This window comes from Rahnella sp. AN3-3W3 (assembly GCF_003263545.1).
Lineage (GTDB): Bacteria > Pseudomonadota > Gammaproteobacteria > Enterobacterales > Enterobacteriaceae > Rahnella > Rahnella variigena.
On sequence record NZ_JYDG01000060.1, the window covers coordinates 23,404 to 39,424 of the forward strand.

Below are 16,021 nucleotides of genomic sequence, written 5' to 3' on the forward strand. Positions count from 1 at the left end.
ACATGAATAATATGAACGTAATTATTGCTGATGACCATCCTATCGTCCTGTTTGGTATTCGTAAGTCCCTTGAACAAATTGAATGGGTGAATGTTGTAGGCGAGTTCGAGGACTCCACCGCACTGGTTAACAGCTTAAGCAAACTTGATGCTCACGTGCTGATCACCGACCTGTCCATGCCGGGCGATAAATTCGGCGATGGCATCACGTTGATCAAATACATCAAACGCCATTACCCGCAGTTATCCATTATTGTTCTGACCATGAATAATAACCCGGCGATCCTGAGCTCTGTTCTGGATCTGGATATCGAAGGGATTGTGCTTAAGCAAGGCGCGCCAACTGACCTGCCTAAAGCACTGGCTGCATTGCAGAAAGGCAAGAAGTTCACACCGGACAGCGTGGCGAAATTGCTGGAAAAAATCAGCGCCAACGGTTACGGCGACAAACGCCTGTCTCCGAAGGAAAGCGAAGTTCTGCGCCTGTTCGCAGAAGGCTTCCTGGTGACCGAGATTGCCAAAAAGCTGAACCGCAGCATTAAAACCATCAGCAGCCAGAAGAAATCTGCGATGCTTAAACTGGGCGTTGAAAATGATATCGCCCTGCTGAACTACCTGTCTTCCGTCAGCTCACAGCCGGTGGATAAAGACTAACGTTTCAGTCTAAATGATTAAGAAATGAAAAAGGCACCTTCGCGGTGCCTTTTGTTTTGGTGTTTTAACTGTCGCGCTTTCTGCGAACCAGCGCGCTGTAATAACGCAGCGTATCGCGCAGGGTTTCCAGTGTGACAGGCTTGGATAAACAGTTATCCATACCGGCTTCCAGACAGCGCTGACGCTGTTCGGCCAGCGCATTGGCGGTAACGCCAATCACCGGCAGCGTGTGACCGAGTTCGCGCAGTTTCTGCGTCAGGCCATAACCATCGAGTCGCGGCATGTTAACGTCGCTCAGCACAATATCAATTTCATGCGCACGCATGGCATCCAGCGCATCCATTCCGTCATTCGCCGTCACCACGATATACCCCATGGTTCCCAGCTGGTCAGCAAGCAGACGACGGTTAATCGGATGGTCATCGACCACCAGCAAGGTCACATCGCTGTAATCCTGCGCCGTGGCTTCTGGAAGAGCCGGAATGCCCTCTTCCGTTTCAGCCTCAAGGCGGTAAATACGATTCAGCAGCGCGGTGATTTCCAGCGGCGTTGACGTGCTGTGAACCCAGTAACCCGGACGCGTTTCGACCGGCGGACCGATATGATCGATAGAAAACTCGATTTGCGCCGCCAGCTCTCCATTATGGATGAACGGAGTATCGGTGATTAACACGTCTTCACGCTGACTTTGCAGCCCCGGTTCGCAGCGCTGAACATTCGCACCGTTGTAGCGCATCAGCTGCATCAGGTAGCTTTCCAGATACGCATTACGCACATCCAGCCACACCGTTTTATCCTGCCAGTCATCCAGCGGCTCGCCCGACGGGAACGTGGCGTTATAAAGCGGAATTCGCACCGTAAACGAACTGCCCAGCCCCGGCTCGGATTCAACGTCGATATCACCGTCCATCAGGTTGATCAGTTTTTCACAAATCGCCAGACCAAGACCGGTCCCCTGGAAGTGGCGCTGTACACCGGTACCGACCTGGAAGAACGGGTCAAACAGACGGGTGATCTCACGTTCAGGGATCCCCACGCCGGTATCACGTACCTGGAATTCGAGGTAATTCCCGCAGGTTCTGACATTCAGAACGATGCAGCCGGTATCGGTAAATTTAATCGCGTTATTGAGAATATTAGAAATAACCTGCTGCAAACGTACCGGGTCTCCGTTAAATGACAGCGGCACGTTGTGTTCGATAAAGCAGTACAGCCCCAGACGCTTTTTCACCACCAGCGGCAGATAGTTACCGGCAATATGGGTGATCACTTCACGGCAGGAGAATTCCTGTGGCTCAATTTTTAGCTGCTCGGATTCAATTTTCGAGAAATCGAGAATGTCGCTGATAATTTTCAGCAGCAGCGCCGAAGAGTTATTCATCGCCGTCACCAGCCGGTCAACGCCCTGCGGCAGCCCCTGCGTTTGCAGTAAATCCAGGTTACCGATGATGCCGTACAACGGTGTGCGTAATTCATGGCTGACCGTCGCGAGGAACATCGATTTCGACTGGCTGGCCTGCTCGGCGGCATTGGCCATTTCCTGCAGCGATTCTTCCATCCTGACCCGCGAACTGACGTCGATCAGCACGCAGATCGCCACGTCTTCATTACGGTAACGCGAATGCACGAAGCTGAGCTGGATGTTGTTATTGTTCTTGGTGATGACATCGACGAAATTCGTTTGCTGATCGCAGATGATGCGCGTAATGCGTTGCCGGTCTTCCTGCGTCAGCATATTGATGTAGTTATGCGCCAGTTCATTACTCAGAATATTGACGCCATCGCTGATACGCAGAATCGAAATACCGACCGGTGCCGAGGCCACGATTTTATGGTTGAACTGCTCATGTTCTTCAAGACGGAAGGCGTTTTCCTCGGCAGGTAAGAACATTTTGCGCTCAAAAACCCAGGCCAGAATAAACAGCAGCAGGCCTGAGAAAATGTTGAGTAACACGGCGTTGAATATCAGGATTTTAAAACGCTCGATGACGGTATTAAACGGCATCGAATACACCACGCTCAGCGAGGAAGGCGTCAGCGGCTTTTTATAGACCAGATCCTTGTAACCATTCACATAACCAAAGAATGAACTTTCTTCAGGGATATTGGCGATGGGTGCGGTGGCGCGGTTATCCTCAGAAATGTTGAGCAGCGGCTGATCGTCCGCATCCAGCAGCGTGACGGAGGTGTGTTGCGCATTCGGATTGACCAAATCTTCCATACGAAGATTTTGCTGAATGCCCATCAATGCTTCCAGCTTATTGCCGACATAAATCGGCGTCAGAACATACAGATAACCGGAATCTTTATTGCTGCCCTGCGACACCCAGTACAGGCTGTTTTCTTTGTCCTGACTCTTGCCGTTGCGGTATTGCAGAATTTTTTCGTGCAGTGACTTGAGCTGATCCTGACTGGCACGTTCGAACGGTTCACTGCTGATACCAAAATCAACCAGGCACAGATTCGCACCGCCAATGAAGAACACCCGGTTCAGATCGTACGCATCGGAAAAATTATCTTTCCAGTAATGGATCATGTTACCGAGCGTACTCAGGGAGTTGCGGTAGCTGTCATTAATCTGCGAACAATCGGACTCTGGGAAAAGGGAAAGATACGTCGGCTGAACGTTTTTGGTGCTGATCATGCCATTGATGATATCCAGCCCGTTCATTGAATCGCTAAGCCGCTTTTCCGCCATGAACTTAATACTGTGCATGACGTCATTAGAATTCTTGATGTAGCTCTGCGCGAGATCGTAATTGAAGTTGTCTTCATCACGGATTTCGGATTCTTTGTTGTGGAAAATATTGAGCACATAGAAGGTGGTGAGCAACACACCCAGTGTCCACAACATGAGCGCCAGCACCCGGAACAAATAGCGGGATATTTTTAGCGTTGTTCGAAACGAAGCAAGATATTTCAAGGATTAACCATAATTCTGGCGGCTCTTCAGAGCGGATTGGGTAACAGAATACACTAAGCGGTAGTTTCTAAAAAATAAGATGTTAATAAAAAGGGCATAACAAATGTTATGCCCTTTTGTCATCTGAAGAAGAAAACTTATTCTTCTTCGTCATCAGCTGGCTGATCGTCTTCACTTTCCGCGTCGTCTGGCAAATCGGCTGCTTGTGCCGCTTCCAGTTCGCCCGCTTCGGTGGCTACGCCATCCAGTTCTTCGTCTTCTACCGGTTCTGCAACACGTTGCAGGCCGACCACGTGCTCATCGTCTGCGGTACGGATAAGCGTAACACCCTGGGTGTTACGACCTACAGTACTTACTTCGGAAACACGGGTACGCACCAGTGTGCCGGCATCGGTGATCATCATGATCTGGTCCGCTTCATCAACCTGGATCGCGCCAACAACCGGTCCGTTACGCTCGCTCACTTTGATCGAGATAACGCCTTGCGTTGCACGGGATTTGGTTGGGTATTCGGTGGACTCAGTACGTTTACCGAAGCCGTTTTCTGTCACAGTCAGGATACAACCGTCACCGCGTGGGATGATCAGCGACACAACGCTGTCGCCTTCGCCCAGTCGGATACCGCGAACACCGGTCGCCGTACGACCCATAGAGCGGACCGCTGCTTCAGAGAAGCGCACCACTTTACCGGCCGCAGAGAACAGCATGACTTCGTCTTTACCGTCAGTCAGGTCAACACCAATCAGCTCATCACCCTCGTTGAGGTTGATGGCGATGATGCCGGCGCTGCGTGGACGGCTGAAATCGGTCAGTGCAGTTTTCTTCACGGTACCGCTCGCTGTTGCCATGAACACATGACGGCCTTCTTCGTACTCACGTACTGGCAGAATGGCGGTAATACGTTCGTTCGGCTCAAGCGGCAACAGGTTGACGATAGGACGACCACGGGCACCGCGGCTGGCTTCCGGCAACTGATAGACTTTCATCCAGTACAGACGTCCGCGACTTGAGAACATCAGAATGGTGTCATGGGTGTTAGCCACCAGCAGACGGTCAATGAAGTCTTCTTCTTTAATACGTGCTGCTGACTTACCTTTACCGCCGCGACGCTGCGCTTCGTAATCGGTCAGAGGCTGATATTTTACGTAGCCCTGATGCGACAAGGTCACCACAACGTCTTCCTGATTGATCAGGTCTTCGATGTTGATGTCAGACGTATTGGCAGTGATTTCGGTACGACGCGGATCGTTGTACTGATCGCGGATCGCTTCCAGTTCTTCACGAATGACTTCCATCAGACGGTCAGGGCTGGACAGGATGAACAGCAATTCGGCGATTTGCACCAGCAACTCTTTGTATTCATCCAGCAGTTTTTCGTGCTCGAGGCCGGTCAGTTTCTGCAAGCGCAGATCCAGAATTGCCTGCGCCTGTTGTTCAGTCAGGAAGTATTTCCCGTCGTGAATACCAAACTGCGGTTCCAGCCATTCCGGACGCGCTGCGTCATCACCGGCGCTTGCCAGCATGGCAGACACGTTGCCCAGATCCCATGAGCGCGCGACCAGGCCTGCTTTCGCTTCAGCCGGTGTCGGTGCAGCACGGATTAATTCAATGATCGGGTCGATGTTAGCCAGCGCGATGGCCAGTGCTTCAAGGATATGAGCACGGTCGCGGGCTTTACGCAGTTCGAAGATGGTACGACGCGTGACGACTTCGCGGCGGTGACGAACAAATGCAGACAGGATTTCTTTCAGACCGAGAATTTTCGGCTGACCCTGGTGCAGTGCCACCATGTTGATACCGAAAGAGGTCTGCAGTTGCGTCAGTGAATACAGGTTATTCAGCACCACTTCACCGACTGCATCACGTTTGATTTCAATGACGATACGCATGCCATCTTTGTCAGACTCATCGCGCAGCGCACTGATACCTTCAACGCGTTTTTCTTTCACCAGCTCGGCGATCTTTTCGATCAGACGGGCTTTGTTCACCTGATACGGGATCTCGTGAACAATGATGGTTTCGCGACCGGTTTTTGCATCGGCTTCCACTTCAGCACGGGCACGGATATAAATCTTGCCACGGCCGGTACGGTAAGCTTCTTCGATACCACGGCGACCGTTGATGATGGCCGCTGTCGGGAAGTCTGGCCCCGGAATGTGTTCCATCAGCCCTTCAATGCTGATGTTTTCATCTTCAATGTACGCCAGACAGCCGTTGATAACCTCGGTAAGGTTATGCGGCGGAATGTTCGTCGCCATACCTACCGCGATACCGGACGAGCCGTTAACCAGCAGGTTTGGAATGCGCGTAGGCATAACAGAAGGAATTTGTTCGGTGCCGTCATAGTTTGGCACGAAGTCGACAGTTTCTTTTTCTAAGTCTGCCAGCAATTCGTGAGCAATTTTTGACATGCGGATTTCGGTATAACGCATGGCAGCTGCGGAGTCGCCATCCACTGACCCGAAGTTACCCTGCCCGTCCACCAGCATATAGCGAAGTGAGAAAGGCTGAGCCATACGAACGATGGTGTCATAAACCGCGGTATCACCGTGTGGGTGATATTTACCGATAACGTCACCGACCACACGGGCCGATTTTTTGTAGGCTTTATTCCAGTCGTTACCGAGGACATTCATTGCGAAAAGTACGCGGCGGTGCACCGGTTTCAAACCATCGCGCACATCTGGTAACGCACGTCCGACAATAACGGACATCGCATAATCCAAATAAGAGTTTTTAAGCTCTTCTTCGATGTTAATCGGTGTGATTTCTCTGGCAAGGTCGCTCATGGAGCTGCTATCCCTCTACTGATTATTCATGGCCGCTGCCCACGTAGGCATATATAGCGCAAAGGTGTAAAACTATACCACAAACCAGCCAAACGTGGAAAACAACCGCCCCCTTTTGCGTACTATTATCCAACGCGTTTCAAACCTTTGCACGCAGGGCTTCATTTCGTATAAACATTAACCAAAACGACAAAACTGAGCCAAAGCAGATGGAATATGTATAATCCGCTAATCAAGTGATAAGGAGTTACTCACGCTCATGACAACCACACCGTCTGCAAAACCGCAAAATATCGACCACGAAGAAATCGCCAAATTTGAAGCCGTCGCCTCGCGCTGGTGGGATCTGGAAGGCGAATTCAAACCGCTGCACCGTATCAATCCGCTGCGCCTGAACTACATTCTCGAACGCGCTGATGGCCTGTTCGGCAAGAACGTGCTGGATGTCGGTTGTGGCGGCGGAATTTTGAGTGAAAGCATGGCGGTAGCAGGTGCGAATGTTACCGGTCTGGACATGGGCGGTGAGCCGTTACAGGTGGCGCGTTTACATGCGCTGGAAAGTGGCGTGAAAGTCGATTATGTACAGGAAACGGTAGAATCTCATGCCGACGCACATCCGCAGCAATATGATGTGGTGACCTGCATGGAAATGCTCGAGCACGTGCCGGATCCGGCTTCTGTCGTTGCCGCCTGCGCGCGTCTGGTGAAACCCGGCGGTCATGTGTTCTTCTCTACCATCAACCGCAATAATAAAGCCTGGCTGATGGCGATTTTCGGCGCTGAGTATGTGCTGAAAATGGTGCCTAAGGGCACGCACGACATCAAGAAATTCATCAAGCCTTCTGAATTGCTGGGCATGATCGACCGCACATCGCTGTTTGAGCGTCACATTATGGGTCTGCACTACAACCCGCTGACCGACCATTTCAAGCTCGGACCAAATGTAGATGTGAACTACATGATCCACACTCAGGCACTGTAATATTTTGCCTGCAAAAAAGGGTACAGTTTGCGCTGTACCCTTTTTTTATGTTGCAGCTATTCCACTGACTTACCAGCGAATACTCACACCTACTGACGCTTCGGTTTGTGAAAAATCATCTGACCCTTCCTGTTGCCCGATCTTGCCCCAGACCGTGGTATTTGCGCCCAAATTGCCGCTGACCCCGGCACTCAGTTCCGCACTGTCTTTTGCGGTGTTGTCGGTTAAATTCACGCCATCGACATTCAGCGCTGTTTCCGCACTGTTATGGCGATAATTCGCTTCGATAAAAGGTTTGAGATGCAGCACCGGTGCCGTATGAATATCCCATTCGCTGCGCAGCCCTAAGCGTGTCTGAACGTTATTATCGCCTTCTTGTGTCACTTTCGACTGATTCGAGGCGGTAAAGTCTTTCTGTTTCACCCCCTGATAAATCACCTGCGCCTGCGGCTGCAAGGTCCAGTTCCACTGATTTCCCTGCATCAGGGTGAAGCGGTAACCGCCTTCCAGCGAGGCCAGAAGACCGGAAGAGTGATAATTATCGTCGCCCGTGCCGTCTTCGCTTACGCTGTTATCAAACCAGGCATATTGCAGCCAGCTGTCGAGATAGGCTCCCTGATGCGCCTGCGCATCCTGATACCAGGAAGCGGTCAGCCCTGCGGCGTATCCCTGAATATCATTATCTGATTTTCGCCCGGTCAGCGCGCTGGTGCTGTCGCCGTGGCTGTTACTGTAGCCGCCGACGACACCGGCCAGAATTTCGCCGTCACCCACATTATCGCGCAGGAAATTAGCGCTGATCTGCGCGACGGTAGTGTCATTGCTGCTGTCAATCTGGTTGCTGAATGTGGAACTTTCATGCGCAGTCTCCACACGCAATTTGATGTTGTCATCTGCCGCACCGGCGTGATCTTGTGCTGTCATGCTGAACGCATTATTGGCAATGCGCAGGTTGCTCATGTAGCCGCCCATTTTAGGGTTCAGCACCGGGGTAAAATCATCCCCGCCAGAGGCTGGCACAGGTTGTGGCTGCGGTGTTGGTTGTGGCTGGACATCAGGATCGGGCTCAGGTTGCGGATCAGGCGTCACCACCTGCGAACGCAGATACCAGTCCTGATTATCCTGCACCAGCGAATAATCGTAGGCACCCATATTGATATATTGCTGATCGCCCGCCAGATGGAAATCGGCTGCGTTATTATAGCTTTGCGGATCGGCAACAAAATCGACAACTTTGATGCCATTCTGCGTGGCCTGTCCGATACCGCCGACCGGCACAATCGCCAGGGCGGTATCTCCTGAGGTATTGCCATTGAGGATCAGTTGATCGGTGGCCGATGTATCGCCGTTCAGCTCGGTTTCCAGCACCACGGTGCCGCCGCCGGTGTAATCGCCGTTGACCGTCAGCGTATCCCCAGCCTTGCCATTCTCCAGACTGGCGGTTCCTGCGCTGTTATCAAGGCTGCCGTTAACCGTCACGCCGGATAAATAGGTTAATGCGTCGAGGGACATATTCGTGTTAAGCGTGCCTTGCAACGCCATACCGGACGTGGCATTCACCAGCGTGCCGCCCGCGCCGGTAAAAAGGCTGGCATCCAGCGCCGAGGAAGTGTCCTGATTTGTCAGGACCAGCTGAGTGTTGTCGGAAATCAACACCGTACCAGCGGAGTCTGTATCGATGCTTCGCATCTGCTGATCCATGCCGGTGACAAACGCGGCATTTTCACCGACATACAATGAAGAGGCGTCAGCGATAATATTTTCAGCGCCGCCCTGCAAGCTGCCCTGTTCGACACGCACAGCGGAATGACTGCTGCCTGAATCACTGAGTATCAGCGTACCGTTACCGGTTTTGGTGAACGTGCTGTTAACGTCCGCCTGCCCGCCGGTGCTGTCAGCCGTTAAGCCGCCCCATTGGGTGGTCACGCCGTCATCCACCTGCATGGTTCCTGAGGCCCGCATTTCAATATCCCGCGCCTTACCGGTTTGTGCTGATGTGGTATCGACCTGCCCGCTGCCATCGCCAGGAGCAGCAACTTCCAGCGTACTGGCCTGTGCCGGATCGGTAAAAATGACCTGACGGTTATAGGCTTCATCGCCAAGCTGAGAATTAGCGGTGACCTGCAAAGTGCCGGAGGCGATCTGCGTCGTGCCCATATAAGCATTGTTATCTGCCAGCGTGACGCGTCCGTTTCCGGCATTAATCACCACATACACACCGTCACCGGCTGAGGTACCGTCACCAATGTGATAACCGGTGCCCGCCCCGAGCGTCACCAGATCAGCATTACCGATTACCGTACCGCCGGACCCTGTAATCATCAGGCCATCGTTAGTCTGATTCGCTTCACCGTTGAAGGTGGTCATGTCCGACAAATCCAGCACACCGCCGTTGAGCACAATAGACTGCGGATCGGCCTGCAATATCGCTAAATCTTCAGCATTGCCCTGAACGCTGAGTACAGCGTTTTGTTCCACCACAATGTCGCCATCCAGCCCCATAGACTGCGCGCCGGTCAGGGTGAAACTGCCGTTTTCTGCCACGGTCAGGTCGCCTGCTCCGGTGGTTGTCCCCGCCATGTAGCCGCTGTTAACACTGGCATTACCGCCAGCATCAATATTCAATGTGCTGTTCTCATGCCCCATAAAGGCATTTTTAAAGGTTTGCTGTGTGCTGCCAACATTCAGTATTGCCGTGTCATTCACATAATTATCGTTACCTAACACTATGCCGTGACAGTTATCTGCCGCCTCCTGACAGTTGGTATCGCCGACATTGATCAGCGTGTCATCACGGCCCAGCGTAACCGTGCCCTCTAAAACGTCGAAGACACCGGTAAAACCGCTGTTATCCGCATTAAGCACCAGTTCACCCGCACCGCGTTTGAAAATCGCACCATAACCGGCTATCGAATCTAGCGCACCGTCGTTGGCGGTATTGCCGATGATCAGGGTTTTATCTGCGGCAATGTCAAAATCAGCCTCGCTGTGGCCGAGATACATAAACCCACCACCCGCGGACACCGGGTCATTGCCATAGTTATTGGCGACATTGTCGTGGTAGTAAGCCACACCATTGTTATCTTCATAGTTTTCATCAATGCTGATATCGACCAGGAATGGCGTAGACGCGCTGCTGGTATAGATAGCGCCCCCCTGCCCTTCGGCCTGATTGCCGGTAAATTCGCTGTTGGTGATAAACATGCTGCCGTGAGAGTCGGAGGTATTGTCAGTCGCGTCGATAGCGCCGCCACTGCCATTGCCCGAACTGGCGCTTTTGCTAGTTTTCGCCTGATTATCCTCAAATAAAACATTCGTCAGCTGAACTTTATTATTAAGAGAATAAATAGCACCACCTTTCCCTTCACTGGAAATGTTCCCTGAAAACACGGCATTAGTAATGGCTAGATCAACATCGCGTTCATCATTGGTGCCATTCATATATATTGCACCGCCGTAATCATGGGCGACGTTATCAATGAACAGGGTATTTTCTAAATATACCGTCGAGTTTTCTTTCGCAAAGATCGCGCCGCCGTTTCCCGAACTGCTGTTTCCGGTAAATACGCTGTAACCGGTGGTGCTCTCAGGAATAATCTCCAGTGTGGTGCTGTTTCCCAGGTGGAAGGCACCGCCCGAGGAGCCTGAACCGTTCAGGCCGGCGAACTGCATCTCAGCCCCGTCAGCCACGGTATAGTTATTGAGGGTTTTATTTTCAAGCGTGGTAGTCGTGGCATTGCAACTTTCAGTAATTTGTAACCCTGAACAGGTCGGGAGAGTTTTTGCAAAAGCCGCCTCTGAAAAAGGCAATAAATTAAAGGCTAAAAATAAACACGCCGTGATTTTATTGAAGACCATTGAAATTCTAATCCCGCACCTGATGAAAGAGGAGCGAAAGTAATATGCACAGTGCCGGGAGGCCACTTAATGATAAATTTAGAATATGCAAACAACATCATTTATTCATGATATGTATTTATAATACGGCTCATTTTTCTCAAAAGTGCATCTTTCAGAAAGTGACCAGAAGATGGGTTCTGATGTTGTCCCGGTGCGCCTTGCTGGCAATGCTGTAACGCCAAATCGTCAACAGTTGCAAGTCATTTTTTCGGCCTGATGGGCAGGATTTGCGTTAAGGAATGGGGCATGAAAGGGTTAAAACGTTAGTTTTTAACGCGTTGGTTCGCGGGGACGCCGCAACATGATTTTTTAGAATAGTTATCCAGATCAATATAGCGTTTTTTTCTAACGTTTAATAAACCGGCAGTCGATCACCTTTCTTAAAAATATAAGAAAATCGTATCTCAGATATTGACAGGATTGTCGCGCCAGCAATGGCGGACTCTTCAGGCAGGGCTCAAAAATTTCTCCCCAACTTATCCACAAATCTGCCCGTTTTGTTCACTTGCAAAAGGGCCATTCAGTCACTATCTTGTCATCAGAAAATAACAAACCCACAATATATTGTGTTTATATCCTGACCAGCACACTAGGGACCTCTTGTGCTGCTGCGCGTGTTTTACGCGGCCAGGTCAGACCCTTTATAAACCTTTGAGGTATCGCCCCGAATGAACCAAAGTCTGCTTGTAACTAAACGTGATGGCCGCACAGAACGCATCAATCTTGATAAAATCCACCGTGTCATTGACTGGGCAGCGGAAGGTCTTCAAAACGTATCAGTTTCTCAGGTAGAACTTCGTTCACACATCCAGTTCTATGACGGAATCAAAACCGCTGACATTCACGAAACCATTATCAAAGCAGCGGCTGACCTGATCTCTAAAGATGCACCGGATTATCAATATCTGGCTGCACGTCTGGCTATCTTCCACCTGCGTAAAAAAGCCTACGGCCAGTTCGAACCACCAAAACTGATCGACCAGGTGACCCGCATGGTTGAAATGGGTAAATACGACAGACATCTGCTGGAAGACTACACGACTGAAGAGTTCGAGCAGATGGACAGTTTTATTGACCACTGGCGTGACATGAATTTCTCCTACGCGGCGGTTAAGCAGCTTGAAGGGAAATATCTGGCACAGAACCGCGTGACCGGCGATATCTACGAAAGCGCACAGTTCCTGTACATTCTGGTCGCGGCATGCCTGTTCTCCGGCTACCCGCGCGAAACCCGTCTGGATTACATCAAACGTTTCTACGACGCGATTTCTACCTTCAAAATTTCTCTGCCTACGCCAATTATGTCCGGTGTGCGCACCCCAACCCGTCAGTTCAGTTCTTGTGTTCTGATCGAATGTGGCGACAGCCTGGATTCCATTAACGCCACCTCCAGCGCCATCGTGAAATACGTTTCCCAACGTGCCGGTATCGGCATCAACGCCGGTCGCATCCGTGCGCTGGGTAGCCCGATCCGTGGCGGTGAAGCGTTCCACACCGGTTGTATCCCGTTCTATAAACATTTCCAGACCGCGGTGAAATCCTGTTCTCAGGGTGGCGTGCGTGGCGGCGCAGCGACGCTGTTCTACCCGATGTGGCATCTGGAAGTCGAAAGCCTGCTGGTTCTGAAAAACAACCGTGGTGTTGAAGGCAACCGCGTCCGTCATATGGACTATGGCGTGCAGATCAACAAACTGATGTATCAGCGTCTGGTGAAAGGCGGCGACATCACCCTGTTCAGCCCGTCTGACGTGCCTGGCCTGTACGATGCATTCTTTGCCGATCAGGACGAGTTCGAGCGTCTGTATGAAAAATACGAGCAGGACGCCAGCATCCGTAAGCAGAAAGTGAAAGCGGTTGAACTGTTCTCCCTGATGATGCAGGAACGTGCATCTACCGGACGTATCTACATTCAGCACGTTGACCATTGCAACACGCACAGCCCGTTTGATCCGGCTATCGCGCCTGTTCGCCAGTCCAACCTGTGTCTGGAAATCGCACTGCCAACCAAACCGCTGGACGATGTTAACGACGAAAATGGCGAAATCGCGTTGTGTACGCTGTCTGCCTTCAACCTCGGCGCGATAGAAAGCCTGGACGATCTGGAAGAGCTGGCAGTTCTGGCGGTTCGTGCCCTCGACGCCCTGCTCGATTATCAGGATTACCCGATTAAAGCCGCAAAACGTGGCGCGATGGGTCGTCGTACTCTGGGTATTGGCGTGATTAACTACGCTTACTATCTGGCGAAAAACGGCGTGCGTTATTCCGACGGCAGCGCAAACAATCTTACGCACAAAACGTTTGAAGCCATTCAGTATTACCTGCTGAAAGCGTCGAACGAACTGGCGAAAGAGCAAGGCGCGTGCCAGTGGTTCAATGAAACCACTTATTCACAGGGCATCATGCCGGTGGATACCTACAAGAAAGATCTGGATGCGATTTGCAACGAGCCGCTGCATCTGGACTGGGATACGCTGCGTGAAAGCATTAAAACGCACGGCCTGCGCAACTCCACGCTATCTGCGCTGATGCCGTCCGAGACCTCCTCGCAGATCTCCAACGCTACCAACGGTATCGAGCCACCGCGCGGCCATATCAGTATTAAAGCGTCGAAAGACGGGATCTTGCGTCAGGTCGTGCCGGAGTATGAGCGTCTGAAGGATCAGTACGAACTGCTGTGGGATATGCCGAACAACGACGGCTACCTGCAACTGGTTGGCGTGATGCAGAAATTCATCGACCAGGCGATTTCGTCTAACACCAACTATGACCCGTCGCGCTTCCCGAACAGTAAAGTGCCGATGAAACAGTTGTTGAAAGACTTGCTGACAGCCTACAAATTTGGCGTCAAAACGCTGTATTATCAGAACACCCGCGACGGTGCTGATGATGTGCAGGAAGATATGAAAGCCGACGTGGCTGACGACTGCGAAAGCGGCGCCTGCAAAATCTAATCATCTGTTTTAACTAAATATATTATTCAAAACCCCCGTCAGGGGGTTTTTGCCGAGAATGTCGAGGAAGTTATGGCTTACAGTACTTTTTCCCAGAATAAAAACGATCAGCTTCTTGAGCCAATGTTCTTTGGCCAGTCGGTTAACGTTGCCCGTTTCGACCAGCAGAAGCATGAAATCTTTGAAAAACTGATCGAAAAGCAGCTGTCCTTCTTCTGGCGTCCGGAAGAGATTGATGTTTCCCGCGACCGTATCGATTTTCAGGCGTTGCCGGATCACGAAAAACACATATTCCTGAGCAACCTGAAATACCAGACGCTGCTCGATTCCATTCAGGGTCGCAGCCCGAACGTGGCACTGTTACCCCTGATTTCTATTCCTGAGCTGGAAACCTGGGTCGAAACCTGGGCGTTTTCAGAAACCATTCACTCACGCTCTTACACGCACATTATCCGTAACATCGTGAACGATCCGGCGATTGTGTTTGACGATATCGTCACCAACGAAGAGATCCTCAAGCGTGCGAAAGACATCTCGGGTTATTACGACACACTGATCGAGATGACCAGCTACTACCATCTGCTGGGCGAAGGTACGCATCAGGTCAACGGCAAAACGGTCGTGGTAAACCTGCGCGAGCTGAAGAAAAAACTCTACATCTGTCTGATGAGCGTGAACGCGCTGGAAGCCGTCCGTTTCTACGTCAGCTTCGCCTGTTCATTTGCGTTCGCTGAACGTGAACTGATGGAAGGCAACGCGAAAATCATCAAGATGATCGCCCGTGACGAAGCCCTGCATCTGACCGGTACTCAGCACGCGCTGAACCTGCTGCGTTCAGGTCAGGACGACCCGGAAATGGCAGAAATCGCGCTGGAATGTCAGCAGGAATGTCACGACCTGTTCGTGCTCGCGGCACAGCAGGAAAAAGACTGGGCGGAATACCTGTTCAAAGACGGTTCGATGATCGGCCTGAACAAAGACATTCTGTGTCAGTACGTGGAATACATCACCAACATCCGTATGCAGGCTGTGGGTCTGGACGCGCCATTCAAAACCCGCTCTAACCCAATCCCGTGGATCAACGCCTGGCTGGTGTCTGATAACGTGCAGGTTGCGCCGCAGGAAGTGGAAGTCAGCTCCTATCTCGTGGGTCAGATTGATTCTGAAGTTCACGCAGACGACCTGAGTGATTTCGAGCTGTAAATGACGGACAGAACCATCACACTTTCAGCAAATGGCAAGCAACTGGCCTGCAAGTCAGAGCACCGGAATTTGCTGGAAGTGTTTGAACATCATCAGGTTGAAGTCGAATACCAGTGTCGCGAAGGTTATTGCGGATCTTGCCGGATGAAGCTGATCAACGGTGTCGTTGAGTACAGTGAGAAGCCTTTAGCTTTCATCTCTGACGGCGAGATTTTGCCGTGTTGTTGCATGCCGGTTGGGGATATTGAGATTGAGTTTTGATGGGCTGCTGCCCATGCCTGCCTTTAGCTTTTAGCTTTTAGCCTTCAACATCAAGACATTGGGCTCGCCGCCCAAACTGACCTAAGGTCGTGGGCGTCGGCCCACACCGACCAGAGGACGCGTAAGCGCGCGCCCTCTGGACTCCCCCGCTTTTTCACTGCGCGCTCCGCCAGACACTATGTTTCAGGTATCACTGCGACAGGCTGGAAATCTTGCCGCTGCGCGATACCTTCTCTCGGTCTTCGAGCCATAGGTCTCGAAGCCGCTCCGTTCAGCAAAATTTCTGAATCGCCCGCACGATCTTAAATTCAAAGACAGACTATTTTTCATCTTTTAAATAAGTTGATTGGCGTGCTCAA

The 16,021-nt window shown here is 51.4% G+C and carries 9 protein-coding genes; 6 read left to right on the forward strand and 3 right to left on the reverse strand.

From position 1 onward, the window contains the following. Positions 1-2 precede the first annotated feature (2 nt). Complete coding sequence (rcsB, locus tag UC15_RS16780) at positions 3-653, forward strand: response regulator transcription factor RcsB (RefSeq protein WP_013574620.1); 651 nt, start codon at positions 3-5, stop codon at positions 651-653. A 64-nt stretch (positions 654-717) separates the two neighbouring features. Here the strand turns inward: rcsB and rcsC are convergent, their stop codons facing one another. Together rcsC and gyrA are read right to left on the reverse strand one after the other, a co-directional pair. After that, a complete protein-coding gene (gene rcsC, locus UC15_RS16785; protein ID WP_112289496.1) occupies positions 718-3,576 on the reverse strand; it encodes a two-component system sensor histidine kinase RcsC in 2,859 nt (952 codons plus the stop codon). 137 nt (positions 3,577-3,713) lie between these two features. Further along, positions 3,714-6,365, reverse strand: a complete 2,652-nt coding sequence (gene gyrA / locus UC15_RS16790) for a DNA topoisomerase (ATP-hydrolyzing) subunit A (protein WP_112289497.1) — start codon at positions 6,363-6,365, stop codon at positions 3,714-3,716. Positions 6,366-6,624: 259 nt separating this feature from the next. Between gyrA and ubiG the strand changes: the two genes are divergently transcribed. Then, complete coding sequence (gene ubiG / locus UC15_RS16795) at positions 6,625-7,347, forward strand: bifunctional 2-polyprenyl-6-hydroxyphenol methylase/3-demethylubiquinol 3-O-methyltransferase UbiG (protein WP_112289498.1); 723 nt, start codon at positions 6,625-6,627, stop codon at positions 7,345-7,347. Between the two features lie 69 nt (positions 7,348-7,416). Here ubiG and UC15_RS16800 read toward each other — a convergent pair whose 3' ends face one another. Further along, positions 7,417-11,019 (reverse strand): autotransporter outer membrane beta-barrel domain-containing protein, encoded by a 3,603-nt coding sequence (locus UC15_RS16800; protein WP_232829929.1) that lies wholly within the window; start codon positions 11,017-11,019, stop codon positions 7,417-7,419. Positions 11,020-11,077: 58 nt separating this feature from the next. Here UC15_RS16800 and UC15_RS26060 point away from each other — a divergent pair, with 58 nt between their 5' ends. From UC15_RS26060 to yfaE, 4 genes are all read left to right on the forward strand, one after another. Then, positions 11,078-11,248: a hypothetical protein gene (locus UC15_RS26060; RefSeq protein WP_232829930.1), complete on the forward strand. Its 171-nt coding sequence runs from the start codon at positions 11,078-11,080 to the stop codon at positions 11,246-11,248. Between the two features lie 667 nt (positions 11,249-11,915). Next, complete coding sequence (nrdA, locus tag UC15_RS16805) at positions 11,916-14,198, forward strand: class 1a ribonucleoside-diphosphate reductase subunit alpha (RefSeq protein WP_112289500.1); 2,283 nt, start codon at positions 11,916-11,918, stop codon at positions 14,196-14,198. Positions 14,199-14,270: 72 nt separating this feature from the next. Beyond that, complete coding sequence (gene nrdB / locus UC15_RS16810; RefSeq protein WP_013574613.1) at positions 14,271-15,401, forward strand: class Ia ribonucleoside-diphosphate reductase subunit beta; 1,131 nt, start codon at positions 14,271-14,273, stop codon at positions 15,399-15,401. Continuing rightward, the gene (yfaE, locus tag UC15_RS16815; protein ID WP_112289501.1) at positions 15,402-15,662 is read left to right on the forward strand and encodes a class I ribonucleotide reductase maintenance protein YfaE; all 261 of its coding nucleotides are present in this window, start codon (positions 15,402-15,404) and stop codon (positions 15,660-15,662) included. It abuts the gene before it with no gap. The last annotated feature ends 359 nt before the right edge of the window (positions 15,663-16,021 follow it).